This is a genomic window from Verruconatronum alginivorum (assembly GCF_056590205.1).
On sequence record NZ_JBWPVQ010000001.1, the window covers coordinates 675,429 to 702,326 of the forward strand.

Sequence of the window (26,898 nt, forward strand, 5' to 3'; positions counted from 1 at the left end):
ACGGCGTTTGCTATCGTCGAAACTCTTCCGTGAAATCGGAAGGAATATTCATAACCAACCAGAATCGGAACCATTAACAGGAGACAGAATCAATGAGCGTACGCACAGCGGAATCGCGATGGGAAGGAACCCTCAAGGAAGGCAAAGGAAAAATGAAATTCGGAAGCGGAGCCTTCGAAGGCCCCTATACCTTTGCTTCCCGTTTTGAAGAAGCCGACGGCACCAACCCCGAGGAATTGATCGGAGCGGCCCATTCCGGATGCTTCTCGATGTTCCTTTCGGCCGTGCTCTCGAAAGACGGTTACAAACCGACCTCGGTGACCACCAAAGCCAAAGTCCATTTGGGACAAGTCGACGGAGCGCCGAAGATCACCAAGATCGAACTCGATTGCGAAGCGGAGGTCCCGGGCCTCGAAAAGAGCGTCTTCGATGAAAAAGCCGAGTTGTCGAAAAAGCAATGTCCCGTGTCGAAGGCCTTGGCCGGCACCGAGATCGTGCTAAACGCCCGGCTGAAATCGTAGGCGCCGCGTCGGCCCCCGCTCGCGCCCGACCTCCGATTCGACCGGAGCGGGCGCGCGGGTTTTTCGTGGAGGCGGCGCTTTTCAAACCGCCCGCCTCCATTTATTTTAATTTTGGAATCCCCCGGAACCCCCCGTTGCCAAAAACCAATGAAGAGATTGATCGTTGTTTCGAACCGGCTCCCGTTCACCTTGGAGCAGGATGAACGTGGAAAATGGGGCGCAAAACCCTCCTCCGGCGGACTCGTCACCGGGCTGACCCCGGTCCTTCAGGAAATCGGAGGGCTTTGGATCGGCTGGTCCGGCACCACCACGCCGGTCCGCGAAGTCAAAAACGCCCTCGCCCGGGCCAGTAAAAACACCGGCTATCAAGTCGTGCCGATCGAACTCTCCGAAACCGAACGTGACCAGTTCTACTACGGGTATTCCAACGAAGTCGTTTGGCCTCTGTTCCACGACCTCCAAGGCCTCTGCAATTTCGACCCCGACTATTGGGCCGCCTACCGGAAGGTGAACGAGCGGTTCGCCGACGCGGTTCAAGCCCATACCGGCGAAGGGGATTTCGTCTGGATTCACGACTACCAACTGATCTGCGTGGCCGAAATCCTCCGCAAGAAAAAGTATCCCCACCAACTCGCCTTTTTCCTCCACATCCCGTTCCCCTCGCTCGATATTTTCACGAAGCTCCCGGAACACGGGGAAATGCTGCACGCCCTCCTCCAATACGACCTCCTCGGGTTCCAGACCGCCCGCGACCTCCGCAACTTCCTCCAATGCGCCCGCCGCCTCAGCGGCTTGACCGTCGAAAGCCGCGGCGCCCTCCGGGTAATCCACTGGAAGGGCCGCGAAATCACCCTCGGCGCCTTTCCGATCGGGATCGACGCCAAGGATTTCTCCGAAACCGCCGCCCTCGAAGACGTCGCCCGCCGGGCCTGGAATATCCACGCCGGTTTCCCCGACCGCCAGCTGATTCTCGGAGTCGACCGTCTCGATTACACCAAGGGAATCCCCGACCGCCTGAAAGCGTTTCGCGACGCCCTCGAACGTTATCCGGAACTCCACCAGCGAGTGACGTTCATCCAGGTCGTCGTGCCAAGCCGGACCCATATCCCCAAATACCACGCCCTCAAAACCGAGATCGACCGCCTGGTCGGCGAGATCAACGGCGATTTCTCCTCCGGCAACTGGGTGCCGATCCATTACGTCTTCCGGAGCCTCGATTTCCTCGAACTGCTCGCCTATTACCGCACCGCCGAGATCGCCCTCATTACCCCGCACAAAGACGGGATGAACCTCGTCGCCAAAGAATATTGCGCCTGCAGTTTGGAAGAAAATTCCGTCTTGATTCTCAGCCAGTTCGCCGGAGCCGCCGACCAACTCAAAAAAGGAGCCCTGCTGGTCAATCCTTACGACGTCAAACACACCGCCGACGCGATTCATAAGGCCTTCAACATGAAACAAAAAGATCGGCAAGCCCGGATGAAACGACTTCGGGCCAACGTCCAAAAAGAGGATATCTTCTGGTGGGTTAAATCGTTCTTCCAAGCCCTCCCACCGACTGACGAGGCATCGTGATTCGACCCGGCAGTCCGATGACACTGCCCGATCTCGATCCGCTTGCTTTAACGTTATTTTAACATCTTGCCAACGGGGCGCGATTCGTATGGACTCGCGCCTCATGAGCGAGAATTCCCCTCCAGAAGAAAAGTCGATCCAACCCCATGACGGCCATTCCCGGAAGCATTCCGATTCCCACCGCAAACACCACCATCACCACCACCACAAGAATCCGGTTCGCCGGGGTCGGTGGACCGTCGTCGCAATCATCACTCTCACCCTCGGATACACCGCGTCGATCCTCGGACTAGCCATCGCCGGACATTCCCACCCGCTCACCGCCACCTGGGGTTACGCCACCCGCCTCACGATCTACGGACTCTTCGCCGCCGTCACCTTGCTTTGTCTTTTCCTGCTTTACCGCGGCAGTCTCTCCGTAAAACACCTGCTCGGATTCGTCGGCACCATCATCGCCTTCGCCTTCGCGGTGATGATTTCCTTAAACGTCCTGACGGCTCCCATCACCTATTGGACCGCCCTCGACGCGGTCGGCTTCGCCGTCGCCACGTTCGTCGCTTGGAACTGCTGCTTTTCCCCCAGCATCCCGAAGTTTCTCAATTACCAGCAAGACCACCACTGAGATCTCCCCTCCTCCCCCGCGCCGGAGCATGGCGGGCGGTCCGGTTTTCGCGCGAAGCGCTTTTGGAGTGCTGGTGCGTCCCCGCACCGCTTTCGAAATGGTCGACGATGGCCGCACGCTCCACACTTATTCGCCCACCGAAGCCCTTCCGCACGCACCAAAGCTCCGCGGGGACGCGGAGCACTCCAAAGAGGCTCCGCCTCGAAAACCAATGCCATTCCATCCTATTCACGGGCAAAGCCCGATGCTGCGCGTTCGAAAAACACCCGTCCCCCGGAAACCCGCTTGCATTTTCCGGTCGTTGGTGCGAGTGTGCCCGCCGTTGGTGAGCCATCGGCCCTTTTTCCTTCCGGGAAAAACCCGAACCCGCTCGGCCCCTCGGGCGTCTTTTCGATGAGAGACTGTTCAAGGCATTCTCAAATTCATCGAGCCATCCGTCTATCCGCCTGTTTTGCGGACAAGACCTAAAAAGACACCCGGAGCGTCCCTACGGCGCCCCGATCCTTCGTATATGACATCCGTATCCTTGTTTTCCGAACTGAATCTGGCCCAGCCGATTCAGCGCGCCATCGTTGAAAAAAACTACCGGCAACCGTCGCCGATCCAAGCCCGGGCAATTCCGCACTTGCTTGAAGGACGCGACTTGATCGGTTGCGCCCAAACCGGCACCGGCAAAACCGCCGCCTTCGCTCTCCCGATCCTCGATCGTCTCGCCGCCTCGCCGGCACCGCGAACCCGGGGCCGCCCGCGCGCCCTGATCCTGACCCCCACCCGGGAGTTGGCCGCCCAAATCGGCGACAACTTCGCCGCCTACGGCAAATACCTCGACCTCCGTCACACCGTCATTTTCGGCGGCGTCGGTCAAAACCCGCAGGTCCGCGCCCTACAAAACGGAGTCGACATCGTCGTCGCCACCCCCGGCCGCCTCCTCGACCTGCTTCAACAGGGACACATCACCTTTTCCGGTGTCGAAATCTTCGTCCTCGACGAAGCCGACCGGATGCTCGACATGGGCTTCGCCCCCGACGTGAAACGGGTAATCGCCAAGCTCCCGCCAAAGCGCCAGTCCCTGCTCTTCTCGGCCACCATGCCGGGACCGATCCTGGAGATCGCCAACAAACTTCTCACCGATCCGGTGAAAGTGGAGGTGACCCCCGTCTCTTCCACCGCCGAGCGGATCGACCAACACGTCTGCCACGTCGACAAGCGCAACAAAAACAAGTTGCTCGTCCACACCATCGGCTCCCACGGCAAGGGCTTGGTGCTCGTCTTCTCCCGCACCAAGCATGGCTCCAACAAGCTGGTCAAACACCTCGACGTGAATGGCATCCGCTCCGCCGCGATCCATGGCAACAAATCGCAAACCGCCCGCGAACGCGCCCTCGAACAATTCCGGGCCGGAAACATCCGGGTCCTCGTCGCCACCGACATCGCCGCCCGCGGCATCGACGTCAAAGGGATTTCCCTGGTCATCAACTACGACATCCCGAACGAACCCGAGTCCTACGTCCACCGCATCGGCCGCACCGCCCGCGCCGGGGCCGATGGCAAGGCGATCGCCTTCTGCGAACCGGAGGAACGCGCCTACCTCCGCGATATCGAAAAGCTGATCCGCACCGACGTCCCGGTCCTCGCCGACCACCCCTATGCGATCGAAGCCGGTGCCGCGCCCGTCCGGAGCGGTGGCCGCCGCCCGGCGAAAGTCACGCCGAAAACCGTCATGCCCGGACGCGGCCCCCGCCGTCCCCGACCGAATGGCAACGGCGACCGCCCAAACCAAGTCCGGTCCGCCTCGGCCTCCAACTCGGGCGAGCGCACCGCCGCCTCCGATCAAACCGCTCCCAACTCCCGTCGTCGCAGCAACCGGTCCCGGCGGGGACCGGCCTCCCCGTCGAACGGTTCCCCGGCGCCACGTCCCTCCGAAGCCAGCGCCAAACCGGCGAAGTCCGGCTTCTGGGGCCGTTTCGGTTTCTGATCGAAAACCGTCAGGTCGATCGCTTTTTTCCGCCGAACCGCCCCCTGCCAGGGGCGGTCCGGTCGGGCCCGAAATATTTCTCGCTCCGATAACGCAACCATACCCGCAGCACCTGCGGCACCTTTTCCTTTTCCTCGGGGGTGAGCGTTTCGTAAAGCGCCATCGCCTTCTCCCGCTCGCCCCGGCAGGCGGCATTGTTGTGCGCATCCCAATAACTGCGCGCCAACCGGATCCGGCGGCAGACTTCCTTGACCAGCGCCCCGCCCACCAACGGCTTCGCATTCTTCTTTTTCTTCGCCGGCATCCTACCCGCCACCTTACCAGAGCTCCCCGGCACCACTCAACCCAACGCGGCCGCCATGCATAGAAAAAGCGCGCTCCCGAATCCGGAAGCGCGCTCTGTATCATCTACTCTCCTCCACGTCCCACGGCTCGTCCGCGGTCAAAACGAGAACACCAGGCCCACTCGGACCCCGATCCCGCTATCGACCACGTCAAAACCGCCAATCTCATCGTAGTCCGTGTACTCGACCGATGCCGTCACTCCCCATCCGTCCGCCGGCAACCAGTAAACTCCCCTGGCGCCGACCGACCAGAAGTCATCCACCGCGCTATCGAAAGCAAAGGCATACCGGAAATACGGCATCAGCGACATTTGGCCGACCCCGAACTCCGCGCCCGCTTCCACCGGCGCGTAAATGCTGTCCACCGCGTCGAAATCGCGCCAACCGAAGCCGGCACCGACAAACGGGGTGAACCCCTGCTTGGGGAGCATGTAGCCGCGCACGGTCCCGTGCACGTCCCACAAATTGCTGTCGAAGATGTCGACGTAATCGCCTCTCACCCGGAAATCGACGCCGAATGGAGACTGCGGCTGCATCGGGACCGCCGCATTCATTTCCGCCCCGACGCCCCATCCATCATCCGATTCACCGTTGTCAAGGCGCTCCCAGCCCCCATCGACACCGAAATACGGCTGCCCGAGAAACCCTTGTCCACTTGCTCCCGCGACAACCAAACTGGTCCCTGCCAAGGCCAGCAACATGGTCTTGATTGTTTTCATCATTCTTCTCCTCCTGCGAGTTGATTGTTTTCATTTCGCGCGATCCCGGCCGCTCCAATCCGGCTCCGGGACCTTAAGAAAGTTCATCGCTCGTGCAATACGAACCTAGTCCCCGCTCCGATGGAAATCAACGAAACCGGCCCCCCAAAGACGGCGTACCACTCCCGCTCAGATACCCCTGTCCTCCCTACTAAAAAACTGTATTAGGAAAGATGATTCCGCCCCTTCCTTACCCTTCCATGTTTGGGCAACTTCCTTAGTCTCCCACTCTCCCTCTCCTTTGAATTCAGGGATTCCCCAACAATCGGCATTGAGTTTTCCGTCAACCCCCAAACAATCCGCTATATGGTTCTAACTGACGCTTCCTCGTTCCGCTACATTTTGCGCTACGGCATTGATCCCGAACGGGATGCCGACACCCGGATCGCCGAGTTGGTCGAACTCTGCCGATCCGCCCGAATCGAGGAGGTTATGCTGCTGATCGCCGCCGAGGAACTGAGCGATGGCCATCTCACCGACCCCGAACTGGAGGCATATTGCCGGATGGGCCGCCGACTACGCGAACAACTCTCCCTTCACGGAATCGACTTGAGCCTCAACCCATGGACCACCCTCTATCAAGTGCCGCGGGGCCGCGCTCTGAAACCGGGACAATCCTTCCGGCCGATGGTCGGCGAAACCGGCATCGCCAGCTCGATCGTCGCCTGCCCGCTTTGCCCGGAATGGCAAAACTGGCTCGGTCGAACCTTCGCCCGGCTCGCGGCGGAATTGCGCCCGGTCGCGATCTGGGTCGAAGACGATTGGCGCCTCCACAACCACGGCGCCGAACTCGGTTGGGGCGGCTGCTTCTGCGACGCCCACCTCACCCGCTTTTCCCAAATGGTCGGCGAGGAGGTTTCCCGAGATGATCTCCTCGACGCGATTCTCCGGCCGGGCGACCCTCATCCGTGGCGCCGCCTCTGGTTCGATCTCTCCCGCGAATCCCTCCTCGAACCTATGCGAGTCGTTCGCCAAATGGTCGAAACCGCCCATCCCGCAACCCGTTTGGCGCTCATGAGTTCGCGCCCCGACCAACATTCCGCCGAAGGCCGCGACTGGCCCGCCATGCAAGAAGCGCTCGGCAACGACCCCGTTTTCCTCATTCGCCCGCACATGGAGCCCTACACCGAAGAGCGAGCCCTGCGGACCACCCCTTCCGTCACCCGCCAAACCATCGCCTGCCTTTCAGGTCCGGTCGGTATTTACCCGGAACTCGAAAACTCCCCCCGCTGCGGGATCTACTCGAAGAGCGGCCGCTACACTGTCTGGCAAATGCTCGAAGCCGCCGCCTTCGGAAGCCCCGGAATCACGATCAACCATTACGACAACATGGGCAACGGCACCGCCCTCGACCCTGACTTCGGCCAACACCTCGCCGCCGTCAAACCGGTCCTCAACGCCCTCGCCGCCCTCCATCTCGACGACCGATCCGCCGACGGTGCCCAAGTCCTCGTCTCCACCACGATCGCCGATCACCTCCGCCTCCCCGAACCTCCCGCCGGCGTCCGCCGCCAAAAAATCAACGGCGAAGCGCTTTCCCTCCAGATGCAACAAAATCCTTCCGGCGGCGGCAGCGGCGGATTCGAAGGAAGCATGCAAAGCCTCGTCCATCCCTCCCCCGTATGGGCCGAAACCTGCGCCATCCTGGGCATCGCCCACCGGATCACCACCCGGATCGAACCGGATCGAGGCCCGATCTTCGTCAACGGACAGACCCTCCGGGCTTTTCCAGACGCCGACATCGAACGCCTCCTCGGCGGTTTCGTGATCCTCGACGCCGTCGCTGTCGAGGTTCTCCGCGAACGCGGATTTGGGGATGCCATCAGCGTTCGCCAACTCCGGTGGCGCTCCCTCGCGGCCGATGGTTACAGTTACGAAACGATCCTCGCCGACGATCCCGCCGCCCACGGCGTCGCCGATCCTCGCGTCTGCGCCCAGCGCAACTCCAGCCGCCTTCTTGAAATCGAACCCGCTCCGGACTCGGGGATCCTCACCCGTATCCACAAAGCCGATCACACTCCGCTTTGGCCGGGAGCCATCCTCTCTCCCACCCCCCAAGGGGGCAAGGTTCTCTCCCTGGCCTATCCCCTCGATGGCGGCGCCCAATTCTTCATGTCGTTTTTCACTCGATTCCGCCGAATCTTTTTCCAAAACCTCCTGCTCGAAAACCCGACTGGCGCGGCACTCCTCATGGGCCCCGACGGCACCCGGGTCTACCGTTCTCAAACCACCCGGGGAACATTCTTCGCGGTGCTGAACGCCACGCTCGACTCGATCGCCGGCTTCACCCTTCGCCCCAACGCAAACGAGCATTGCAATGGACAGTGGCTTCATCTCGATTCCTCCGGCGAATGGCTCCCGGTCCAACCCGTCGTCCAACCCGGCCGTATACAATTCGACACCACCATCGAACCTCTTAAAGGAGCTTTCTTCCTGCACAGCAACAGCTCCAAATAAGTCGCCGCTGGTTGAGCCGAGGGGAACGAAGCCTACCCTGGGAATGATCCCTCGGTGCGACTCACGGTTCCCGAATCAACTTCCCAAACACATCAACCGCCGCCTCAACGCTGGCCAGGTCGATCCATTCGTCGGCCGTATGGGCTTGGGCAATCGATCCGGGACCAAAAACCACCGACGGAATCCCCGCATCGGCGAAGAAACCGGCATTGGTCGCGTAACGGGCGGTCTCGCCCCGATCTTCACTTCCACGGAAAATGGGCGCGAGCTTCCGGCGAAAATCACTTTCCGGCGCCAGCCTAAATGGCAAATACAGCTGGGTTCGTTCACGTCCAAGGCGGCTTCCCGGACGACGCCCGCCCACCTCCTCGGCAACACGGTCCACCAGACTCTCCACTTCCGCAACCGCCACTCCGGGCGGCACGCGGATATCAACCTCCAGCGTCGCCAAATCCGGAATACGATTCACCTGGTCACCCCCGCGCATCGTCCCGACACTAATGGTCAACCCATCCGGATCATTCGGAATCGCCGCCTCCATTTCATGAATCCAATCCGCCAAGGCATGGATCGCATTGACTCCATTCTCCGGATACGCGCTGTGGCCCGCCAATCCGCGCACATCCACCCGATAACGCACCGCTCCTTTGTGGGCCACGATCGGCCGCAACCCCGTCGGTTCGCCCACGACAATCCCATTACAGCGGAACCCGCTTTCCACTAAACTTCGGGCTCCCAAACCTCCCAACTCCTCATCGACGGTCGAAACAAAATACCACGTCGCGGGCGGCTTCCCGTGCTTTTCCAAATGCCCCAACAGGGCGCAAAGCATCGCCGCCATCGGCCCTTTGGTGTCGCAGGCTCCCCGCCCCCAAAGACGTCCGTCGCGAACCTCCCCGCCAAATGGGTCGATCGTCATTCCCTCGACTCCCACCGTGTCACTATGCGCTTCCAACGCATAACTCCGACCTCCTTCTTTCCCGTCGAATCGTGCGACCAGATTCCCCCGGTCCGGAGCAACTTCACTCAATTCGATCGAATCCGCCCACGGATCGAGCAACTCGGCAAGAAAAGTGATCAACCCGCCTTCACCGCCCCCGCCGGCCCCAGGGTTAACGCTCGGGATGCGGACCAGCGTTTGGAGAAGATGTTCAGGGTTGGGTGCTTTCATTCCTCGGATGCTTGTTTCCCGGCATGAATTTACCAGACTCAAACTTCAACCCGGTCGGTGTCTTCGCCAAGCCCGCCTCCGAGGTTTCCTTCAAGGCCCGCGGCATGCGGCGCCCGATGTCCCGCATCGCGATCACCACGTCGTCGAGCGGAACCACGCATCGAGCCCCAGCCATGGCCATCACCGCCGCTTCGAAACTGTGGATCGCGAACATTCCGTTTCGACTCACGCAAGGGACCTCGACGTATCCACCGATTGGATCACAAACCAGACCAAGCGTATTCATCAGCGCGAATGCCCCGGCGTTGGCGGCCTGCTCCGGTGTGCCTCCCATCGCTTCGACAATCGCCGCCGCCGCCATACAGGAGGCGCTTCCGACTTCGGCCTGACACCCTCCCCGGGCACCGGAAAATGTCGCCTGGGTTCCGATGATGATGCCGATCCCGGCGGCGGTGAAGAGCGCCTCGGCCGCCCGCTCCTCGGGCAACCCCTCCTCTTCTTCAAGACTCAACAGACAAGCCGGCACGATCCCGGCCGATCCCGCCGTCGGAGTGGCGACGATTCGTCCGAATTGCGCGTTACACTCCAACACAGCGAACCCATAAGCGATCGTCCGGGCGAAACGAGCCCCGAACAACGGTTTCTCCGACTGCGAATAGGCCAACAACTTAGCCGCGTCGCCCCCCGACAATCCGCTTGGAGATATCCCCTTCAAGGCCAGCCCCTTCCGGATGCTCTCGCGCATTTTCGCGTAATACTCCCGCATCCGATCGAGCAACTCCTGCTCGGAACTCCCTCCTTCGGCCGCTTCCAGTTTGAGGGCCACCCGCCAGATCGGCAATCCGTGACCTCGGCAAAGCTCCAGGAGCTCCCCGGCGGTTTTGTAGTTGTACGATTCCCCTTCCTCTCCCATGGTTTCCTTTAACTCACCTTAGCTTCTCAAAATGCCGCACCCGCCGGGTGGCGGACAACCGGGCGAGGAGATTCAAACAATCGTCCGGCAATGGCGCGTCGACTTCCAGCACGGTCAACGCCTCGGCCCCACGCCCTTTGCGACTGGTCCGGATCGTGGCGATGTTCGCCTCCACGCAAGCCAAGAGGGCGGTGACTTTCGCCAAATATCCCGAACTGTCCCGATGCCAAAGGACCAACGTTTCGCACTCCCCGGAAAACGAGGTCGCGAAGCCGTCGACGTCGCGGATCTTGATCATCCCTCCGCCGACCGAACTTCCAAGGACCGAACATTTCCCATCCGCCGTCTCTCCCTCCAAGGTCAACCGCGCGCTGTTCGGATGAACGTCTTCCCCCAGATCGGTCTCCTCGAACTCCACCCCCATTCCCGCCTTTCCGGCGAGGTCCAACGCATCCTTCAATCGCTCGTCATCCGGAGCGAATCCCAAAAGCCCCGCCACCAACGCCCGGTCGGTCGCGTGTCCCTTCCCCGTCGCCGCGAACGATCCATGCAACTCCACCCGCACCCGCTTCGGCTCTTCCCCCAACAATAACCGCGCGATCAACCCGATCCGCACCGCCCCGGCCGTATGACTACTCGAAGGACCAATCATCGCCGGACCTATCACATCGAAAACCGAGACCATAATAAAACCCCCGATTCATTAACCACGAATGGACACGAATAAACACTAATAAGATAGAATGATCCCTCTCTATCTGCGGCCATCTTCGGCCATCTGTACCCATCTGCGGTTAACTTTCCTCCTCGTTCAGCCACCGATTCAAATTACCCCTCACAAACTCATCGTCAACCAGCCACGGATAGGCCGCCGTCACCCGATCCAGTTCCTCCGCCTGTCCCGGCGATAGCTGTTCTTTTGGATTCAAACAGTGAGTCGTCAACAGCAGCCCCTGTCGCCGGAGCACTTCATGGATTCCCGGCAAAACCCCGGCGAATCCGTTCGCCGCATCGAAGACCGCGGCGTTGGCATCGGTCCAGGCCGCGTTGCGGGTCAACCAATCGATCGGCAAACTTCCCGCCTCCCGCACGACCTTGATTTCCTCCAACAACTCTACCGCCCGCTTGGTCCAAACTCCAAATTGGCCCAACAATCCCCCGACGATAAACCGGCGCTTTCCGTCGATCTCCCACGGGGTCAGCAAGTCGACCGCGATGTTGTCGTCATTCCCGGTGTAAAGCGCGATATCCTCGCGCCCGGCCTCCATCACCGCCCGGACCACGTCGAATGTCTGGTAGCGGTTGAACGGAGCCATTTTGACCGCCACGACATTTTGAATACGGGCAAACTCCCGCCAGAAGGAATACGGCAACACCCGGCCACCGACCGCGGGCTGCAAATAGAAGCCGACCACGGGGATCTCCTCCGCCACCGCCCGGCAATGTTCGAGCAATTCCTTGACACTCGAATTCTTCAACGCGGCCAGGCTCAACAGTCCGGCATGATACCCGAGCCGAGTCGCCGTCTTCGCCTCCGCCAACGCCTGGGTAGTCGGACCGCAGATCCCGGCGATCTTCACCACTGGGCGCTTTCCTTTAACCCACTTGTCCATCTCCGCGGAGGCGAATTCCAACAACGGCTCGAACAGGCCGTGCGCCGGATCCCGGATCTCGAATTGGGTGGAGTGAACCCCCACCGCCACTCCGCCCACCCCGGCGTCGAGGTAATAACGCAATACCGCCCGCTGATACTTCTTCGACCAACTCCGTTGCTCGTCCAATGCCAAAGGGAGGGCGGGAATCGCCAACCCCTTCAGCAGTTCCGTTCTGAGGTTAAAATTTTCCATCACGTTTTTCAAATCCGGTCGGTTTATTCAAAGTCGGCAACGCGGCCAGTTGCCAGGCGGCGATCCACTGCATCATCGTCGAGTAGTCGGTCTCGGGCTTCCCGAACAACCGGTGGGAACGCGAAGCGTCGCTGATCCACGCCGTCGGTTCCTCCTCTCCGACGATCTTCGGCGCGCGCCCCAAGAGGCGGCCCAACTGCGCCGCGATATCCCGGACCCGCAGCGTTTCCGGACCGGTGATGTTGATCACGAACGGCGGATTCTCCGCAAGCTCATGAGCGAGAATCGTCTGCGCCACCGCATCCCGCTGCCAAATCAAATTGACATGCCCCATGGTGACGTCGACCGGTTCCCCGGCCAAAACTTTCCGGGCGATGTCGATCGGCACTCCGTAGCGGAACTCGACCGAATAATTCAGACGGATCAATGCCACGCGGGTCTTCCCGTCCCCCGCCTGCTTCACGAACGCTTGCTCCCGACCGAGGCAGGATTGCGCGTATTCACCAATCGGATTCGTCGGTGAGTCTTCGTTCGATCCGCGGCTCTCCACCGGCTCGAACGAATAAACGCAGCCGGTCGAAAAGGCGGTGATCGCGCACCCCGCGAAACGCCGGGCCACCCGGGCGGGCATCTCCTCGTTCATCAACCGCAACAAATTCGGACGGTCGGAGGTCCCGAATTTCGCACCGGCCATGAAAATGATGTTCGGCACCGTTTCCAATCCGGCTAGTTGCGCCTCATCACAAAGGTCGCACGGCACGGTCCGGATCCCCTTTGACTCAAACTCATCGCGACTCCCGGCCTTACTGAACCGGGAAACGGCAATCACCCGGCGGGGGTCTTTCCGCGCGTCGAGCGCCCGGCGCAACATCAGGCAAAGATGCAACCCCATTTTCCCCGCCGCCCCCAGGACCATAAACTCCCCTTTCATTCGCCCCACCGCCGCGACCACCGCTTCCGGCGGCGCGCTCAAAAATCCATCGACCTCTTCCGGAGCACACGGAAGGACCGGATCTACTGCCTTCGAACCACTCATAAACTATTTCCCAAAAATTCCCCATTCACCGCGATCCGGAAGCCTGACCTATCCCTTGACAAACTTCCGGAAAACGTCGTTAAGTAAACAATCGGTTACAAATATGAGCTCGCCTGTCAAGTCCCTCCAGTCCCGCAATCCGGAAAAAACCCGCGCCCGCCTTTTGCGGGCCGGAATCAAATTGTTTTCCGAGAAGGGTTACCATGGCGTGTCGGTCAGCATGATCGTGAACCGGGCCGGGGTGACCAAACGGATGCTGTATCATTATTATGGAAACAAAGAGGGTTTGTATCTGGCGGTCCTGCGCGACGTTTTCGCCCGGTTGGAGAAACTCGAACTGGCCGCCCTTGATGAATCGCTCACCTTGAAGGAGGCGGTTCGGCTCGTGCTTCACCAGTATTTCGAGTTCCTCCACGACGAACCGGAATTCGTCAGCCTGCTGATGTGGGAAAACCTCGATCGCGGCCGTTTCCTCTCCGCCCATCCGAACCTGTTGACGAAGACCCCCGCCCTCCAGCGATTGGGCGTCTTGCTGAAGCGGTACCGCAAAAACGGCGAACTTTCCTACGCCGTCGATCCCCAACACCTCCTGGTCCTCCTGTCGGCAATCGGCTTCATTTACCACTCCAATCGCCACACCATTCCCCACACGATCGGACTCGACATCGCCCAGGAGTCCGTCCGCCGCCACGGCCTGCACCAAGCCGAAAAAATCGTCCTCGAAGGCCTCCTCGCCCGCTGACTTCGCCGCCCACGGCAAGACATGAAGGCGGAAGCCGGTATTGCGACGCCTCTCTCGTAGTGGGGTTGGCTCCGCCGCCCCACCTCGGACGTCCGGAATCTCGGCAACCCGCGCGAGCCATCCGAGACGCACGATATCGAACGCCCCCCCGGTTCTTCCTCGGCCGCTGCGGTCGGGCGGCAAAGCCAACCCGACTACGACAGGCAGTCGCCCAATGCCGGAGCTTCGTGCTTCAGCCGAAGACCATCGGCGACGGGGAGCGTCCCCACACTCAACCCGACCAACGACGGCGGCTGATGCGCGGCTGAAGCGTGACTGAAGCGCGCCGCTCCTTCATCCGATCCTACGGCAACCCGGGCGCCCCGCCCACCCAGTGCGTCTTTTGTCGATCATCCGTCTCCTTTTGCTCCTCCCCTTTCCCCCTTCTTGACCCGGGTCAATTTTTGCTTTCCGTTCGATTGCCGGTCGGCCGTCGGGCCGGTTCCATTCCTGGCAAGCAATCCACGTTATTTATGAGCACCGAATCTTCGCCCTCCGCCAACGGCGCCTCCGCGCGTCCTCCTCTCCCTTTTCACCGGCGTTTTCCGGATGCCAACGGCATGTTCGGCGAATTCGGCGGCGCCTACATCCCCGATGCCTTGGTCGAGCAAATGAGCAAGATCAACGAGGCCTACCAGCGCATCAGCCGGTCGCACGACTTCATTTCGGAGCTCCGCCGAATCCGTAAACATTACCAGGGCCGCCCGACTCCCGTATACTACGCCCGAAACCTCAGCGACGAGATCGGCGGCGGTCGCATCTATCTCAAACGCGAGGACCTGAACCATTCCGGCGCCCACAAACTCAACCATTGCATGGGCGAGGGATTGCTCGCCAAACATCTCGGCAAGAAGAAGCTGATCGCCGAAACCGGGGCCGGACAACACGGAGTCGCTCTCGCCACCGCCGCCGCCTATTTCCGGCTCGAATGCGAGATCCACATGGGCGAGGTCGATATCGCCAAAGAACATCCAAACGTCACTCGGATGAAACTACTCGGGGCCAAGGTGGTTCCGGTGAGACGCGGGGCCAAAACCCTCAAGGAAGCCGTCGACTCCGCGTTCGAGGCGTATCTCGAAGACCCGGAGAACTGTCTTTACGCGATCGGTTCGGTGGTCGGCCCCCATCCCTTCCCCCAGATGGTGCGCGACTTCCAGCGGGTGGTCGGCATTGAAGCCCGCGAACAATTCCTCGAAATGACCGGTGAGCTCCCGGAAAGTCTGGTAGCCTGCGTCGGTGGCGGCAGCAACGCCATGGGCCTTTTCTCTGCCTTCGTGGAAGATCCGTGCGACCTGTTCGCCGTCGAACCGCTCGGACGCGGCAAAGCCGAGGGAGATCACGCCGCCTCCCTGATGTATGGTTCGCCCGGGGTCCTGCACGGTTTCCGCTCGATGCTCCTGCAAACACCCTCCGGGGAACCGGCGGCGGTTTACTCGGTGGCGAGCGGACTCGATTATCCATCGGTCGGCCCGGAACACGCCTTTTTAAAGACCAATGGCCGTCTGCAAAATGGCGTCGCCGACGATCGCGAAGCCTTGGACGCCTTTTACAAACTCTCCCGGCTGGAAGGAATCATTCCGGCCCTGGAAAGCGCCCATGCCGTCGCGTTCGCCATGAAACTCGCCAGAGAACGTCCCCACCAGACCATCCTCGTCAATCTCAGTGGCCGGGGGGACAAAGACATCGATTTCATCGCCGAAACCTACGGCTACGGCGACTGAAGAGCCCGCCATGTGACACGGACATTCCTGTCTGTTCCCTCTGGAAAGAGACAGGCAGAAATGCCTGTTTCACGGACGAGCCTCCCGATTCACTGTGGCTTCATCGGCCGGAATTCGGCGAACTCGCCTGGGGACGGTTCTCCGAGAATCGCCCGCCCATCCCGTTCGACCCACGCATGCGCCTCCAGCCTTCCCGCCCGCTTCCGGGCCCCGAAACGGATCTCGCAGGACATCCCCCGCCGCGCCAAGAGAATCTTGGTAGTCAAGGCCTGGGTCAAACAGGTGCCCACCGGCACCAGACGAGCGGCACGCCTCACGGTCCGGGTCACCAATTCCCCGTCGCACTCAACGACGATTTTCCGCGGCTTCCTGCACACCGAAGCCACCCACCGGTCCACTCTTTGAAAAGGAAGGGACCAGAGCGCGAGCCGGACAATCCAAAGGTAAAAAACGGCCTCGCGAAACGTCCGTCTTTCTACCGGAGTCAAGCCCAGCCATTTACGCAACGGACGCATCGCAGGTCTTCACCAACCGGACTTTCCGCAACTCGCCGAGAAGCGCGATCAAATCCCGTTCCGCTTCCTCCCGCGACACGTCGAATTCCTCGAGCATCGCATCCAGGAGATCACTGACTTGAACCACCCCTTGCAGGCGCTCCCACAAAAACGCCCCGGTCTCGTTCAAACCGTAATAAACACCGTCGGCCAGACGCAAGATGGCAGATTCCCCGCCCAACTCACAAGTCAACTGATCTTCGGTTGCCGCGACCCGGCTCTCCAATGTGATTTGCGTATCCAAATTCATGATTTCCCTTGGTGAAAGTCTTCTCCCGCTTGTCTCCGGGACAGTTCACGATCATGCCGCAAAAGCTCCGGCATGTCAAGACAACCGAAATCCGCAGATCGGTGCAAAAGAACCGAATCTTCCATTCTCTTCTTCCGGATTTTCCGTGTATTCCGTGTTTTCCGTGGTCCCTCCATTCTTCTACAGCAGACTTTCCCTTGTGGTCTTCCAGCCTGGTCTTGACGCTCCCCTTCGCTCGCCGTATCATTGCGGATCGCTATGCTTGACGCCGCAAAGAAATGCTGGAGCCTTCTTCCCAACCGATACCGTTGGGCGGTTGTCGGATTGTTTATCATGATGAACCTCACCGCCTTGGCCCAATTGGCGATGGTCGGTTCCATTCTTCCATTCCTTCAAGCGATCGCCAATCCGGACGCCTTTGTCGAGGGACGATTCTTTGCCATCGCATCTGAGCGGATCGGCCCTATCGACGGTTCGACCTGGATCGTCGTCCTTGGTCTCACGGTGGTGGCCGCCGTCGGCTTGGCCAACATTCTCTCCGCCACCCATTCGATCCTGGTTGCCCGGTTCGCCGCCCGCCTCGATTGTTATCTTTCGACGCTGCTATTACGGAGCTACTTGCACCGATCCTACTTGTATTTTCTCGACCGCAACAGCTCGGAGTTTCTGCGCAACATTTTCTCCGAAGTCTATTTGGTCACGGGAGGTTTCCTCCGGACCACCATGAACGCCCTCGCCCTCCTCCTCACGATCGGGGGACTCGGCGGACTGCTGATCCTGGTGAACCCCTGGGTCGCCCTTGGAACCGGTTTCTTTTTCGCCATCAGCTACACGGGGATTTATTTCGCGTTGCGAACACGGTTGAAACAAGCCGGCCGAAACCGAGCCGCCGCCGACGACCTACGCTACAAAGCGGTTTGCGAGGCGTTCGGCACCATCAAGGAGTTGAAAGTCCTTCGCCGGGAGAACCACTTCGTCCAAGCCTTCGCGAAGCCGTCGGAGCGTTATTTTCATTATGAGGAACGGGCTCAACTCTACTCGTCGTTGCCGAAGAATCTGGTGGAGATGATCGCCTTCGCCGGCATGGTTCTGGTGGCCCTGCTGATCCTTCGGCAACATCAGGAGATTGGCGCCGCCCTCCCGGTGCTCGGCCTGTTCGCGGTAGCCGGTTACCGTTTGATGCCCGCTATCCAAGGGTTCTACCGCTGCTGCAGTCAATTGCGGTACTACCGGGAGAGCGTCGACCGAGTCTTCCGCGAGTGCGAAGCCTTGCTGCCGGAATCGCCCGCGCCCGAAGCGAAGCCGCCGGAAAACTCCCGCCTTCCGTTGCGGGAGAAAATCGAACTCGCCGGCGTCAGCTTCACTTACCCGAACGGTTCACGGCAAGCGGTCGGAAACGTAAACCTCACCATTCCCGCCCGGGCCCGGATCGGTTTTTGCGGTCGGTCGGGATCGGGAAAAACCACTCTCGGGGACATCATCCTCGGCCTCCTCCAACCGCAGGCCGGGACCGTCCGGGTCGATGGGATTGCCATCACCGAAGAAAATCGAGCGGCCTGGCAACGAAATTGTGGATACGTTCCCCAGCAGATTTTTCTCACCGACGACACCATCCGCCACAATATCGCCTTTGGAATTCCGCCGGAGGAAATCGACGACGAAGCGGTGCGCAACGCCGCCCGGCTGGCCAACATCGCCGACTTCATTGAAGCTGAATTACCCGATGGATACGACAGCCGGGTCGGCGAAGATGGCATCCGATTGAGTGGCGGACAACGACAACGGATCGGCATCGCCCGGGCGCTCTACCACGATCCGGAAGTGATCCTCCTCGACGAAGCGACCAGCTCCCTCGACGCCGAAACCGAACGGGCGATCGTCGAGGCGGTCCAATCCCTTTCGGGACGGAAAACCATCCTTATGATCGCTCATCGGCTTTCGACGATCCGGCAATCCGACATTGTCGTTTTCGTCGACAACGGTTCAGTCACCGCCACCGGTCGGTTTGACGACCTGTTGGCGACGAACCCCCGGTTTCACGAACTGGCGGCGGTCTGATCCGCCTCCGATTACAGCCGCGGCGATGAATCCCGGGCGATGAATCCTCGTCCGGCCCGGACCAAATGGGCGATCCGGATTCGAACCGCGCGAAACGGTTTTACCAAATAATACAACCACGGTATCCGGCAAGTCATGACCGCGATGTCTCCTTTGCCAGGACTGAATGTCGTGACGCTCCACCGCCGAAGTTTCTGCCGCCAGGTCGCCGTCAACTTCCGTTGGAAACGCTCCTGCACCTCCAACGAATCGTCCCGCTTCTCCAGCCGCGCCATGACGATTTCCCCCAGTTCGATCACCACTGGATTCTGCTCTGCGCGCCGCAAAATCCCCGGGGCAACGGCGACCCCGAACAATGCCCGAACCAAATGAAGGCCGAGAAGAAGCGAGGTGGCCGCCCCGCGGCGTTCGGCCAAGGCCCAAAGTCGAGACTCGTCGATCTCTTCCATGCGTCCCGCCAATTCCGCCACACCCACCAACCATTCGAGCCGGGACCAGGCGTGTTTGCCTCCGTGCTGGCACAGGTAAAGTAGATTCTCTTCGTCGTTCAAAAGTGTCATTTGCCGACCGCCGATCCGATGAGATACCGCGCTGTCGAACAACTCTTCCGGCGTGGCGAGAAACGGCATCTTCTTGGGGGCGAGGTCGAAATGCAATTCAACCGACATATCCCGTGTTTCGTCTTCCAGGGCGAAATGGTAGTGAAAGCGGCGAATCGCCAATTCCTGAGACTCGCTGGCAAGCAGACCAACGCGGTTCAAGACCACTCCGTACCCAAACGACCGCAACACATCGAGTGCGGCCGAAACATCCCGGGGTCTCACCAGGAGGTCGAGGTCCCCCGCCGGTCGCAACGCCAGATTTCCGTAAACAGAAGCGGCGAGGGCGGGCCCTTTGAGCGGGATCATTCCAACCCCGGCCGACTCCAACCGCTCGGTCAACCGAACCAATTCCCCGGTCAGTTCCATCATCCGAAGCTGATTCTCCCCGCAAGCATCCGCGAGCGTTCCGGTGACTTCCTCCGGAATGTCGGCAAACCGATGCCGTCCGAAATGCCGCTGGACCAATGGATGCACCCGGTGAAAAAAGACCAATTTCAAAAACTGGTCCCAATCGATCCGGCCAGAGACAATAGCGCGAACCTCGTCCACCTGTTCCTCATTCATGCGGAGGCGACTGAGCAACACCAACAGCTTCACCTCGAGCCGCGGACTACTATCCGCCACCCCGGTTTCGAATCTGACCTTCCGAACATCTTTCCCAGCCGCGCACAACATGCCTCCATTATGAAGGCGAGCCGCCGTTCGGTCAACTCGTAAGCCCGTGGCACGGGCATTCCTGTCTGTGGAGAAACAGGTAACAATGCCTGTCTTACAGTCCCGTAGCTGAACATTTTCAGGCTGAAATTCGGCATTGACGCCAATCCCGCTTTCCGATTACGTCTCCAAGACCTGATGACAGGTAACCTACAAACTGTATTCAAACTAAGCTATGAAAACTAAGACTGCGTTTATGCTTGGACTCCTCGCGTTGGGAGTCATGAACACTTCGGCGAACGCCCAAGGATTGCTGGGGGCCCGCTATGCCGGAGCCGAAGGCGGTTATTTGCGTTTCAGCGGCGGAGGCGTCACCTCCGATGGCTGGGGTGCCGGGGTGGGCTTCAACATGCCCCTCACCGAGGACGAACGCTACGGCTTCGACTTCATGGGAAGCGCCGGCTACCTGCGCCTCTCCACGAGCGACGATTTGCTTCCGAGCGACCCGACCACGCATAGCTACGGTCTCGCCGGTGTTCTTCGCGGATACGCCTTCATCGACCCGCGCTTTGTACCATTTGCCGACGTAGGTCTCGCCTGGTCGCGCTCCCGGGCTCGATTCGAGGGACAAACCTTTACCGCCAGCGGCTACGGTTTACCGGTTTCGGTCGGCGTCGAATTCATCTTCGATGCATTCTCCCTCGCTCCGTATTTTGAATACCAGTTCGGCATCAGCAGCGATGTCGATGACAGCTGGTCGCTCGGCGCGCGGGCTGCCTATTGGGTGAACCCGAGCTGGGGTCTTACCTTTGATCCGGCTTACACTCGCTTCGAAGGAGGCTTCGACGGGTATTCGCTCTTCGCCGGCGTCATCTTCGCCTTCTGATCGGGGTCGATAGTCTCAGAATCTCTCAGGCGCGCCTCCCTTCCGGGAGCGCGCCTTTTTTTCATCCAGTCTGCGGACGGACTCAGCAAGTCAATGCCCGCGCCCCGATCGCTTCCCGAATGGCTTCCTCCACCTCTGCGGCACAGCTGAAATTCCGAGGCCGGGTCAAGACCTTGACGGGCACCCGTTGAGCCAACTCACCGCATTGCCGGAATTGCAGCGCCAAGGGTTTATATTGAAAATTGTGGATTCCATAGGTCTGCTGAATAAGTTCCCCCACCGCCTCGCTCTTAGACAGCGGATCGATCCGGACTTCGTCTCCATCCTGCAAAACAAATAGCGTATGGAGAGGCGAAGGACCTGTCGCCGATTCGTTTGCGGCGGGAGTGAATCCATCCTTGGTGGCGTCGGGATAAAGAGTGCCGAGTCGGGAGAAATCTCCCTTAGCGGCCGAAACCGCGTCTTCCCACAATTTGATAATGGAAAACCCGGGGTAAGCCAACGGCTCACCTTCGTCGCCCTTCCCTAGCAATAAAAGATCGTCGCAAAGAAAGCGGACATCATCGCCCACCAATTGCGCAACCAAAGTCGATTTCCCGGCTCCGCAATGACCCATGAAGCCGATTGCCTTTCCGTCGATGGAAACGGCGCTGGCATGCAGCGACAAATCGCCCCGCTGATGAAACAAGGCGGCGAAACAAGGAATGATCAAGCCCCGCCACTCGGTCCGGGCGGCTACGGCCGCCGATGGCCGGAGCAGGATCTCTCTGCCTTCCGAAACCTTGGCTTTGCCGAGGCCGACGTAATCCAGGACGGCCTCGTCGGGCGCGCTCCAATACCATTCGGTTTCGGTCGGCTCCTCGGCCTGTTCCAACGGCGGACCCAGCTTCAAAGCCAGGTCCGCCGTCGGAGAGGTTCCTTCCGCAAGGGGAAGTTCTATATCCGAGGTGACCCCCAAACCCGCGAGGGTGTAAGTCCGCATGGCGGATGACCTTACGTCAGGAAACCTTCGAGTTGTTATGGCCGCCGCCACCTCCGCCGCCACCTCCGCCCCATTTCTTTCCCCAGCTTCCGCCGCGGCGGAGATGATGGGTAAGGTCCGCGACGGAACCATGGTTGGAGAGTTTGGGAGCCAGGTAAGGCCGAGCCTGTTTCTTGTCGCTAGTTTTTTTCATTTCGGTCATGAGTATTCGTTTGTTCTACTGCCAGTTTCTCGCGCTCTCACGGAACACGAATTACGCCGGTAGAATACCACCCTGCAAAGGCGGGACCAATCGGGTCCATGCGGAAACGACCATAGGGGGATCTTCCGCAGGGATCGGGGAAGGCCTTAATCATTCCCGGTGGTGAAGTGGTTTTCCCCTTCATATTTGGTTCATCCTCATCCATAATCCCCACCCATGATCTTTTGTATTGATATCGGCAATACGCACACCCACTTTGGAATCGTTGACTCCCTCCAGGCCCGGGAAATGGGTGAAATCCCCACTGGCAACCTCGACGATCCGCATGGCTCCTTGGCTGAGGCAGTGAAGCAATTCGTCGACCAGTCGAAGAGCGAAGCGATCGCATTCTGTTCGGTGGTTCCGGCCGCCACGCCCCGTTTGCGTGATCTTCTGGTGGCACTCGGGATCGCCCGACCGCCTTTTCAGCTCACCCACCAAGTCCGCCTCAGCATGAAGATCAGCTACCCCCGCCCCCACGAGATCGGCCAGGACCGCCTCGCCAACGCGGTCGCAGCCACCGTTCTTTATCCGCTCCCCTGCATCGTCATCGATATGGGGACGGCCGTCACCTTCGACATCGTCACCGCTTCCGGAGGTTACGAAGGGGGCGTGATCGCTCCGGGTCTGCGAATCATGACCCAGTATCTCCATCAGCAAACCGCCCTCCTCCCCGACCTCGGCGACGACCTCGACATCCAGGGCGCCATCGGCAAGACCACCCGCGACGCCATGAGAATAGGCTGCGTGATCGGCTTCGGCGGAATGATTCAATCCCTCCTCGACGCCGTCACCGGCGAACTCGCCTCCCGGGGAGAACCTCCCCCGACCCTCCTCGCCACCGGCGGCACCACCCGTTTTCTCCGAAATTCCCTCCGACAGAAACTGATATCCGCTCCCTCCATCACCCTCCATGGTCTCGCCCGAGCGTATGAAGAGAATTGCGTGATCGAGTGACACAGACATTCCTGTCTGTGCGCCCACTCCCGCGGGAACGACAGGCAGGAATGCCTGTGTCACGTTCGCCCCAATCGGTTACTTCTTACGGAAGATCAAAATGCCCCACTGGAGATGGCCGTCACCCCCGGCCCGGATCCAATGGCGGAGACCTTTTTTCATCCGGTCGACGTATTCCTGGCCGGAGGATTCCACCGCATCCGCTTCGCGACGTTCAATCTCCTCCAGAACCCGGCCGTAATGTTTCGGCAGATTTTCGGAGAGATCGATGAAGTCGACTTTCTCCAGTCCGAACTCTTCGGCCGCTTGCTCGTAAAAGGGAACCGTCCCCATCGACTCCAGGTGGATCCGTTCCAAAACCGGCTTCAACGCCTCTTCCGGCGCCCCTTCCCGCTGCATCGGGTCCGTGAACACAAAGATTCCGCCGGGCTTCATCACCCGGGCCGCTTCCCGAATCACCGAGCGGCGATCCCCACTGTGGAGAAAGGAATCTTGAGACCAGACCACGTCGAACAATCCGTCGTCAAAGGGAATGGCCTCAAAGTTTCCATCGTGAACGTCGACCAGCGGCTCGAAACCTTTCGCCGCGTTGATCTCCCGGTTGCGCTGGTTTTGCACTTCGGAGAGATTGAGACAAGAGACCCGGCACCCGAATTTACCGGCCAGGTAGCGGGCCGCCCCGCCGTATCCGGCGCCGAGATCGAGCACGTGATCCCCCTCTCCCAGCGGGGGAAGGCATTCCGCGAGCCGCTCCACCGTCCGGCGGCTGGCAGCGGATATTTCCTCTCCCTCTTTCTCATAAAGGCCAATATGAATGTCCTCGCCGCCCCAGATGGTGGCGTAGAACCGATCGGCCGGCGTGCTGTTGTAATAATCACGGGTGGTGTTGACCCGCTGGGAATAGCCCCCTTTCGCCTCGCTCAACGGATCCGGCTCGCGGTAGCTTTTTTCCGCCACGTGGACAATGAAATCCGGATCCTCGTCGCGATAGGTTTCCTGGAAATCGCCGTAAGTGGTGTCGGCCTGAAATCCGACCTCCTTCATCAACCGCGTGACGTAGTCCTTTTTTAATGGATACATATTGAGGTGAAAAACGGACTTGTCCGGAAACTCGTAACGGAAACGGGCCAGTCCCGAATCAATATGCTCCGGATAGGCGACCACGTTTTCCCCGCAATAATAGTAGGTATGCTTCGTCTTGAAACCGCTGGTCAGCATCGCGTCGTAGTTCCGCTGGTCGAGGATGAGGATCCCATCGTGCCGCAACACCGCATAGAATTCCGCCAACGCTTTTCTCCGATCATGCTCCGAAAAGAGATGGGTAAACGAATTCCCCAGGCAAATGACCGCGTCGAACTTGCCGTGGATGTCCCGGTTGAGCCACCGCCAGTCGGCTTGGACGGTCCGCAGAATGTGCCCATGTTTCCGCCCGTTGGCGAACGCCTTAGCCAACATCTCGGGACTCCCGTCCGCGCTGACCACTTCAAATCCCGCCTTCAACAAGCGGACCGAATGAAAACCGGTGCCGCAGGCGACATCGAGCACCCGCTGGGCGCCGCGTTCCTTGAGGACGTCGATGAAAAAGCTGCCTTCGCTGGCCGCCCGGGCTTCCCAGTCGATCAGCTCGTCCCACTTTTCCACGAATTGGTGAATGTATTCCGCTTGATATTGACCGGTGTCGCGCACGGCCAGCGGATCGTCTCCGTAACTTTGTTTCGCTTGATTCATAACAATGGAAGCGAAAGCGCAAGAAGCACTCCCGTGTGGTCCGGAAACCCGATGACGGGCCCAGGGTTGATCTGGGCAAAGAGAAGGACCAATCTCTTTCCCACGGTTCTGATGCAAGGGTTCTATCCAATGCCAAAGAACCCCCGCCGGGTCAAGGGATGATCCCCCGCGCCCCCCCGAACCCGCTCCCTGAGCCGATCCAGACCCCAAGAAAATTTTCTATCCACGGAATTTCCCGGAACTTTGGTTCGGTTATTTCTCGCTCATGACGATCTCTCCCTTCCACTCCGGAGGCAGGGAGACATGCTCCAACTCCTCGATCCGGTGGAGATAAAACCGCGCAGGTCCGTCCTCCGGTCGCTCTTTCAATTGCTCGCGAAACAATTGCGCCGCCGTCGCCCATCTTCGTTCCCGGAACGCCGCCACCCCCCGTTGAAAAAGACCTTCCTCGGTCGAGCCCGCGCCTTCAACTCGGTCGCCGATCAGCTCGATCACTTCGACCGGCCGTCCCATTCCTTTGAATACAAATTTCCCGACGCTCCGGGTGACGAATATCCCTTCGACTTCCGCCGCAATCTCACCCGTCATCAACAAATCCGTTCCGAGGAACTTGTTCAATCCCTCCAAACGCGACGCCAAATTCACCGCATCCCCGATCGCGGTGTAATCGAACCGGACGGAACTCCCGAAGTTCCCCACCGCGGCCACTCCGGCATGCAGTCCGACGCGGGTTCGCAATGCCGGCCAATCCGGATTATTCCGCTCAAAATCCCCCAACTGCCTGCGCAACAACAGAGCCGCCCGGCAGGCCCGTTCATGATGGTCCTCCTGCGCTTCCGGGGCGTTCCAAATCGCGAAAATCGCATCGCCGATCAACTTGACCACGGTCCCGTCCATCCGATGAATACTGGCGATCGAGGCTTCGAAATACCGGTTCAACAAGTCGGCCAGTTCATTCGGCGCCATTTTTTCGGCGATTTCCGAGAAGCCCGCGATGTCGCTGAAGAGAATACTGATTGTCCGCTGCTCCGCCCCGGGCCTGAGCAAATCCGGATCCCGCATCACCACCTTCGCCCGGGCGGGCGACAAATGCATCGACAAGGTTCGTATCATCATCTGCCTCGCCACGTATTCGCGCACCGAATTGTAAACCACCGCCCATCCAAGTGTTCCCCCGACCTGGCCAACCAGAATCAACCAAACAAACCAATAGTCGTGCCACCAGAAAACCGCCCACCCCCCGAACACCACCGCCACCGCCATACTTACCGCTAACCCGGTCGCGGCCAACGGGCGGCAACTCGCCAGGAGCCACCCGACCGCCATTCCAAAGGCGACCACCAACCAGAACTCAAACCACCCGGGCATCCGCCGCAAGTCTTCCCCGCGCACCAGATTCAGAAATGAGGTCGCGTGAATTTCCACCCCCGGCGCGAAAACAGGGGGCGCCACCCTTCCGCTTCTCGCCGCCGCCACCCGTTGCCCGAAGGAGCGGTAGGGGGTGGCGAATTCATCCATACCCGCGCCCGTGAACCCACTGGTCGGCTTGGCCCCGACAAATACGATCCGATCCCGGAAGAATCCGGGCGGAACCCCATCCTCCCAAAGCGCTTGGTGAAAACTGACTCCCGGGATCGTCCCCGGCGGGCCATAGTACCGCATCCAGCGTCCCCTCCGTCCGGCCTCCGAAGGAGCCCGTCCCACCCAATCGGCCGCCGCCCAGGAGAGACTCGGAATATCCTCCGACGATTCGTGCCAATGTCGCCGCACCGCCCGCCCATCGTCGATCGCCAGTTGCACCAACCCCCACCCCGCCGCCGCCCGTCGAAACGGATCAAAGGGAACCAGCAACTGTTCCACCACCGCCCCGCCATGCTCGTGCCGGATCGCCTCGCCGGCCAGAATGACTCCACCATGCTCCCGGATCGCCGCAGCCAACGCCGCATCCGCCGCCGGATCCGGTCCTTCCCCCAAAAACACGATATCAAAGACCACCGCCGCCGATCCCTCCGCCGTCAATCGCCTCAACAGCTCCGCATGCAACGCCCGGTCCCACGGACGGTCATACGGTTGTCCCAACTCCAAATGCGACGGCTCGTCCAAATACACGATCACCGCATCGTCCGGCACCTGATCACCCCGGATCAGGAAATTGAACGGCAAGTCGTAACTCCAGTTCGACAGGAAACCGAACGGCAACCACAGCAAGACCACCCCGAGTCCCGCCCCGATCAATCCCCCCGCTAATCCTCCGTTCGGCATCCTCTT

The 26,898-nt window shown here is 60.1% G+C and carries 24 protein-coding genes; 10 read left to right on the top strand and 14 right to left on the bottom strand.

Annotated elements, in window-relative coordinates; genetic code table 11:
- Positions 1–92: 92 nt before the first annotated feature.
- From ACWUI2_RS02260 to ACWUI2_RS02275, 4 genes are all read left to right on the top strand, one after another.
- Positions 93–521 (top strand): OsmC family protein, encoded by a 429-nt coding sequence (locus ACWUI2_RS02260; RefSeq protein ID WP_486981240.1) that lies wholly within the window; start codon positions 93–95, stop codon positions 519–521.
- Positions 522–668: 147 nt separating this feature from the next.
- Positions 669–2,093, top strand: coding sequence for an alpha,alpha-trehalose-phosphate synthase (UDP-forming) (locus tag ACWUI2_RS02265; RefSeq protein ID WP_486981241.1), 1,425 nt, complete (start codon positions 669–671; stop codon positions 2,091–2,093).
- A gap of 103 nt (positions 2,094–2,196) precedes the next feature.
- Positions 2,197–2,715: a hypothetical protein gene (locus tag ACWUI2_RS02270; protein ID WP_486981242.1), complete on the top strand. Its 519-nt coding sequence runs from the start codon at positions 2,197–2,199 to the stop codon at positions 2,713–2,715.
- A 511-nt stretch (positions 2,716–3,226) separates the two neighbouring features.
- On the top strand, positions 3,227–4,690 hold the full coding sequence (locus ACWUI2_RS02275; protein WP_486981243.1) for a DEAD/DEAH box helicase: 1,464 nt from the start codon (positions 3,227–3,229) through the stop codon (positions 4,688–4,690).
- 10 nt (positions 4,691–4,700) lie between these two features.
- Here the strand turns inward: ACWUI2_RS02275 and ACWUI2_RS02280 are convergent, their stop codons facing one another.
- A complete protein-coding gene (locus tag ACWUI2_RS02280) occupies positions 4,701–4,994 on the bottom strand; it encodes a Precorrin-3B methylase (RefSeq protein WP_486981244.1) in 294 nt (97 codons plus the stop codon).
- A gap of 138 nt (positions 4,995–5,132) precedes the next feature.
- Positions 5,133–5,756 (bottom strand): hypothetical protein, encoded by a 624-nt coding sequence (locus ACWUI2_RS02285; protein WP_486981245.1) that lies wholly within the window; start codon positions 5,754–5,756, stop codon positions 5,133–5,135.
- Between the two features lie 342 nt (positions 5,757–6,098).
- Here ACWUI2_RS02285 and ACWUI2_RS02290 point away from each other — a divergent pair, with 342 nt between their 5' ends.
- On the top strand, positions 6,099–8,249 hold the full coding sequence (locus ACWUI2_RS02290; RefSeq protein ID WP_486981246.1) for a hypothetical protein: 2,151 nt from the start codon (positions 6,099–6,101) through the stop codon (positions 8,247–8,249).
- A gap of 61 nt (positions 8,250–8,310) precedes the next feature.
- Here the strand turns inward: ACWUI2_RS02290 and ACWUI2_RS02295 are convergent, their stop codons facing one another.
- The 5 genes from ACWUI2_RS02295 to ACWUI2_RS02315 all read right to left on the bottom strand — a co-directional run bounded on the left by ACWUI2_RS02295 (position 8,311) and on the right by ACWUI2_RS02315 (position 13,216).
- Positions 8,311–9,420: a M20 family metallopeptidase gene (locus tag ACWUI2_RS02295; RefSeq protein WP_486981247.1), complete on the bottom strand. Its 1,110-nt coding sequence runs from the start codon at positions 9,418–9,420 to the stop codon at positions 8,311–8,313.
- The gene (sdaAA, locus tag ACWUI2_RS02300; RefSeq protein WP_486981248.1) at positions 9,401–10,333 is read right to left on the bottom strand and encodes an L-serine ammonia-lyase, iron-sulfur-dependent, subunit alpha; all 933 of its coding nucleotides are present in this window, start codon (positions 10,331–10,333) and stop codon (positions 9,401–9,403) included. The genes ACWUI2_RS02295 and sdaAA overlap by 20 nt, the downstream gene beginning before the upstream one ends.
- Before the next feature lie 13 nt (positions 10,334–10,346).
- Positions 10,347–11,018 (bottom strand): L-serine ammonia-lyase, iron-sulfur-dependent subunit beta, encoded by a 672-nt coding sequence (gene sdaAB / locus ACWUI2_RS02305; protein WP_486981249.1) that lies wholly within the window; start codon positions 11,016–11,018, stop codon positions 10,347–10,349.
- A gap of 109 nt (positions 11,019–11,127) precedes the next feature.
- Positions 11,128–12,180 (bottom strand): dihydrodipicolinate synthase family protein, encoded by a 1,053-nt coding sequence (locus tag ACWUI2_RS02310; RefSeq protein WP_486981250.1) that lies wholly within the window; start codon positions 12,178–12,180, stop codon positions 11,128–11,130.
- On the bottom strand, positions 12,167–13,216 hold the full coding sequence (locus ACWUI2_RS02315) for an NAD-dependent epimerase/dehydratase family protein (RefSeq protein ID WP_486981251.1): 1,050 nt from the start codon (positions 13,214–13,216) through the stop codon (positions 12,167–12,169). The genes ACWUI2_RS02310 and ACWUI2_RS02315 overlap by 14 nt, the downstream gene beginning before the upstream one ends.
- Positions 13,217–13,319: 103 nt before the next feature.
- Between ACWUI2_RS02315 and ACWUI2_RS02320 the strand changes: the two genes are divergently transcribed.
- Positions 13,320–13,958: a TetR/AcrR family transcriptional regulator gene (locus ACWUI2_RS02320; RefSeq protein WP_486981252.1), complete on the top strand. Its 639-nt coding sequence runs from the start codon at positions 13,320–13,322 to the stop codon at positions 13,956–13,958.
- 512 nt (positions 13,959–14,470) lie between these two features.
- Positions 14,471–15,718, top strand: a complete 1,248-nt coding sequence (gene trpB / locus ACWUI2_RS02325) for a tryptophan synthase subunit beta (protein WP_486981253.1) — start codon at positions 14,471–14,473, stop codon at positions 15,716–15,718.
- Between the two features lie 89 nt (positions 15,719–15,807).
- Here trpB and ACWUI2_RS02330 read toward each other — a convergent pair whose 3' ends face one another.
- Together ACWUI2_RS02330 and ACWUI2_RS02335 are read right to left on the bottom strand one after the other, a co-directional pair.
- Entirely contained in the window at positions 15,808–16,233 is a 426-nt protein-coding gene (locus ACWUI2_RS02330) for a lasso peptide biosynthesis B2 protein (protein ID WP_486981254.1), read from the bottom strand.
- Positions 16,217–16,522: a PqqD family protein gene (locus ACWUI2_RS02335; protein WP_486981255.1), complete on the bottom strand. Its 306-nt coding sequence runs from the start codon at positions 16,520–16,522 to the stop codon at positions 16,217–16,219. The genes ACWUI2_RS02330 and ACWUI2_RS02335 overlap by 17 nt, the downstream gene beginning before the upstream one ends.
- Before the next feature lie 333 nt (positions 16,523–16,855).
- Here ACWUI2_RS02335 and ACWUI2_RS02340 point away from each other — a divergent pair, with 333 nt between their 5' ends.
- A complete protein-coding gene (locus ACWUI2_RS02340) occupies positions 16,856–18,580 on the top strand; it encodes an ABC transporter ATP-binding protein (protein WP_486981256.1) in 1,725 nt (574 codons plus the stop codon).
- An 11-nt stretch (positions 18,581–18,591) separates the two neighbouring features.
- Here the strand turns inward: ACWUI2_RS02340 and ACWUI2_RS02345 are convergent, their stop codons facing one another.
- Positions 18,592–19,806, bottom strand: coding sequence for a nucleotidyltransferase domain-containing protein (locus ACWUI2_RS02345; protein ID WP_486981257.1), 1,215 nt, complete (start codon positions 19,804–19,806; stop codon positions 18,592–18,594).
- A gap of 265 nt (positions 19,807–20,071) precedes the next feature.
- Between ACWUI2_RS02345 and ACWUI2_RS02350 the strand changes: the two genes are divergently transcribed.
- On the top strand, positions 20,072–20,722 hold the full coding sequence (locus tag ACWUI2_RS02350; RefSeq protein WP_486981258.1) for an outer membrane beta-barrel protein: 651 nt from the start codon (positions 20,072–20,074) through the stop codon (positions 20,720–20,722).
- 82 nt (positions 20,723–20,804) lie between these two features.
- Here ACWUI2_RS02350 and ACWUI2_RS02355 read toward each other — a convergent pair whose 3' ends face one another.
- Both ACWUI2_RS02355 and ACWUI2_RS02360 read right to left on the bottom strand, forming a co-directional pair.
- A complete protein-coding gene (locus ACWUI2_RS02355; RefSeq protein ID WP_486981259.1) occupies positions 20,805–21,704 on the bottom strand; it encodes a hypothetical protein in 900 nt (299 codons plus the stop codon).
- Between the two features lie 16 nt (positions 21,705–21,720).
- Positions 21,721–21,897: a lasso RiPP family leader peptide-containing protein gene (locus ACWUI2_RS02360; protein WP_486981260.1), complete on the bottom strand. Its 177-nt coding sequence runs from the start codon at positions 21,895–21,897 to the stop codon at positions 21,721–21,723.
- Positions 21,898–22,122: 225 nt separating this feature from the next.
- Between ACWUI2_RS02360 and ACWUI2_RS02365 the strand changes: the two genes are divergently transcribed.
- Entirely contained in the window at positions 22,123–22,902 is a 780-nt protein-coding gene (locus ACWUI2_RS02365) for a type III pantothenate kinase (RefSeq protein WP_486981261.1), read from the top strand.
- Positions 22,903–22,980: 78 nt separating this feature from the next.
- Here the strand turns inward: ACWUI2_RS02365 and ACWUI2_RS02370 are convergent, their stop codons facing one another.
- Positions 22,981–24,630: a glycine/sarcosine N-methyltransferase gene (locus ACWUI2_RS02370; RefSeq protein WP_486981262.1), complete on the bottom strand. Its 1,650-nt coding sequence runs from the start codon at positions 24,628–24,630 to the stop codon at positions 22,981–22,983.
- A 252-nt stretch (positions 24,631–24,882) separates the two neighbouring features.
- Positions 24,883–26,892, bottom strand: coding sequence for a CHASE2 domain-containing protein (locus ACWUI2_RS02375; RefSeq protein WP_486981263.1), 2,010 nt, complete (start codon positions 26,890–26,892; stop codon positions 24,883–24,885).
- Between the last annotated feature and the right edge of the window lie 6 nt (positions 26,893–26,898).

Coding starts and splice junctions, on each gene's coding strand:
- ACWUI2_RS02310 (WP_486981250.1), bottom strand. CDS start 12,180: ATGGAAAATTTTAACCTCAGAACGGAACTGCTGAAGGGGTTGGCGATT.
- sdaAA (WP_486981248.1), bottom strand. CDS start 10,333: ATGGGAGAGGAAGGGGAATCGTACAACTACAAAACCGCCGGGGAGCTC.
- ACWUI2_RS02370 (WP_486981262.1), bottom strand. CDS start 24,630: ATGAATCAAGCGAAACAAAGTTACGGAGACGATCCGCTGGCCGTGCGC.
- trpB (WP_486981253.1), top strand. CDS start 14,471: ATGAGCACCGAATCTTCGCCCTCCGCCAACGGCGCCTCCGCGCGTCCT.
- ACWUI2_RS02265 (WP_486981241.1), top strand. CDS start 669: ATGAAGAGATTGATCGTTGTTTCGAACCGGCTCCCGTTCACCTTGGAG.
- ACWUI2_RS02350 (WP_486981258.1), top strand. CDS start 20,072: ATGAAAACTAAGACTGCGTTTATGCTTGGACTCCTCGCGTTGGGAGTC.
- ACWUI2_RS02340 (WP_486981256.1), top strand. CDS start 16,856: ATGATGAACCTCACCGCCTTGGCCCAATTGGCGATGGTCGGTTCCATT.
- ACWUI2_RS02365 (WP_486981261.1), top strand. CDS start 22,123: ATGATCTTTTGTATTGATATCGGCAATACGCACACCCACTTTGGAATC.
- ACWUI2_RS02355 (WP_486981259.1), bottom strand. CDS start 21,704: ATGCGGACTTACACCCTCGCGGGTTTGGGGGTCACCTCGGATATAGAA.
- ACWUI2_RS02295 (WP_486981247.1), bottom strand. CDS start 9,420: ATGAAAGCACCCAACCCTGAACATCTTCTCCAAACGCTGGTCCGCATC.
- ACWUI2_RS02320 (WP_486981252.1), top strand. CDS start 13,320: ATGAGCTCGCCTGTCAAGTCCCTCCAGTCCCGCAATCCGGAAAAAACC.
- ACWUI2_RS02280 (WP_486981244.1), bottom strand. CDS start 4,994: ATGCCGGCGAAGAAAAAGAAGAATGCGAAGCCGTTGGTGGGCGGGGCG.
- sdaAB (WP_486981249.1), bottom strand. CDS start 11,018: ATGGTCTCGGTTTTCGATGTGATAGGTCCGGCGATGATTGGTCCTTCG.
- ACWUI2_RS02335 (WP_486981255.1), bottom strand. CDS start 16,522: ATGAATTTGGATACGCAAATCACATTGGAGAGCCGGGTCGCGGCAACC.
- ACWUI2_RS02275 (WP_486981243.1), top strand. CDS start 3,227: ATGACATCCGTATCCTTGTTTTCCGAACTGAATCTGGCCCAGCCGATT.
- ACWUI2_RS02375 (WP_486981263.1), bottom strand. CDS start 26,892: ATGCCGAACGGAGGATTAGCGGGGGGATTGATCGGGGCGGGACTCGGG.
- ACWUI2_RS02330 (WP_486981254.1), bottom strand. CDS start 16,233: ATGCGTCCGTTGCGTAAATGGCTGGGCTTGACTCCGGTAGAAAGACGG.
- ACWUI2_RS02285 (WP_486981245.1), bottom strand. CDS start 5,756: ATGATGAAAACAATCAAGACCATGTTGCTGGCCTTGGCAGGGACCAGT.
- ACWUI2_RS02360 (WP_486981260.1), bottom strand. CDS start 21,897: ATGAAAAAAACTAGCGACAAGAAACAGGCTCGGCCTTACCTGGCTCCC.
- ACWUI2_RS02270 (WP_486981242.1), top strand. CDS start 2,197: ATGAGCGAGAATTCCCCTCCAGAAGAAAAGTCGATCCAACCCCATGAC.
- ACWUI2_RS02290 (WP_486981246.1), top strand. CDS start 6,099: ATGGTTCTAACTGACGCTTCCTCGTTCCGCTACATTTTGCGCTACGGC.
- ACWUI2_RS02315 (WP_486981251.1), bottom strand. CDS start 13,216: ATGAGTGGTTCGAAGGCAGTAGATCCGGTCCTTCCGTGTGCTCCGGAA.
- ACWUI2_RS02260 (WP_486981240.1), top strand. CDS start 93: ATGAGCGTACGCACAGCGGAATCGCGATGGGAAGGAACCCTCAAGGAA.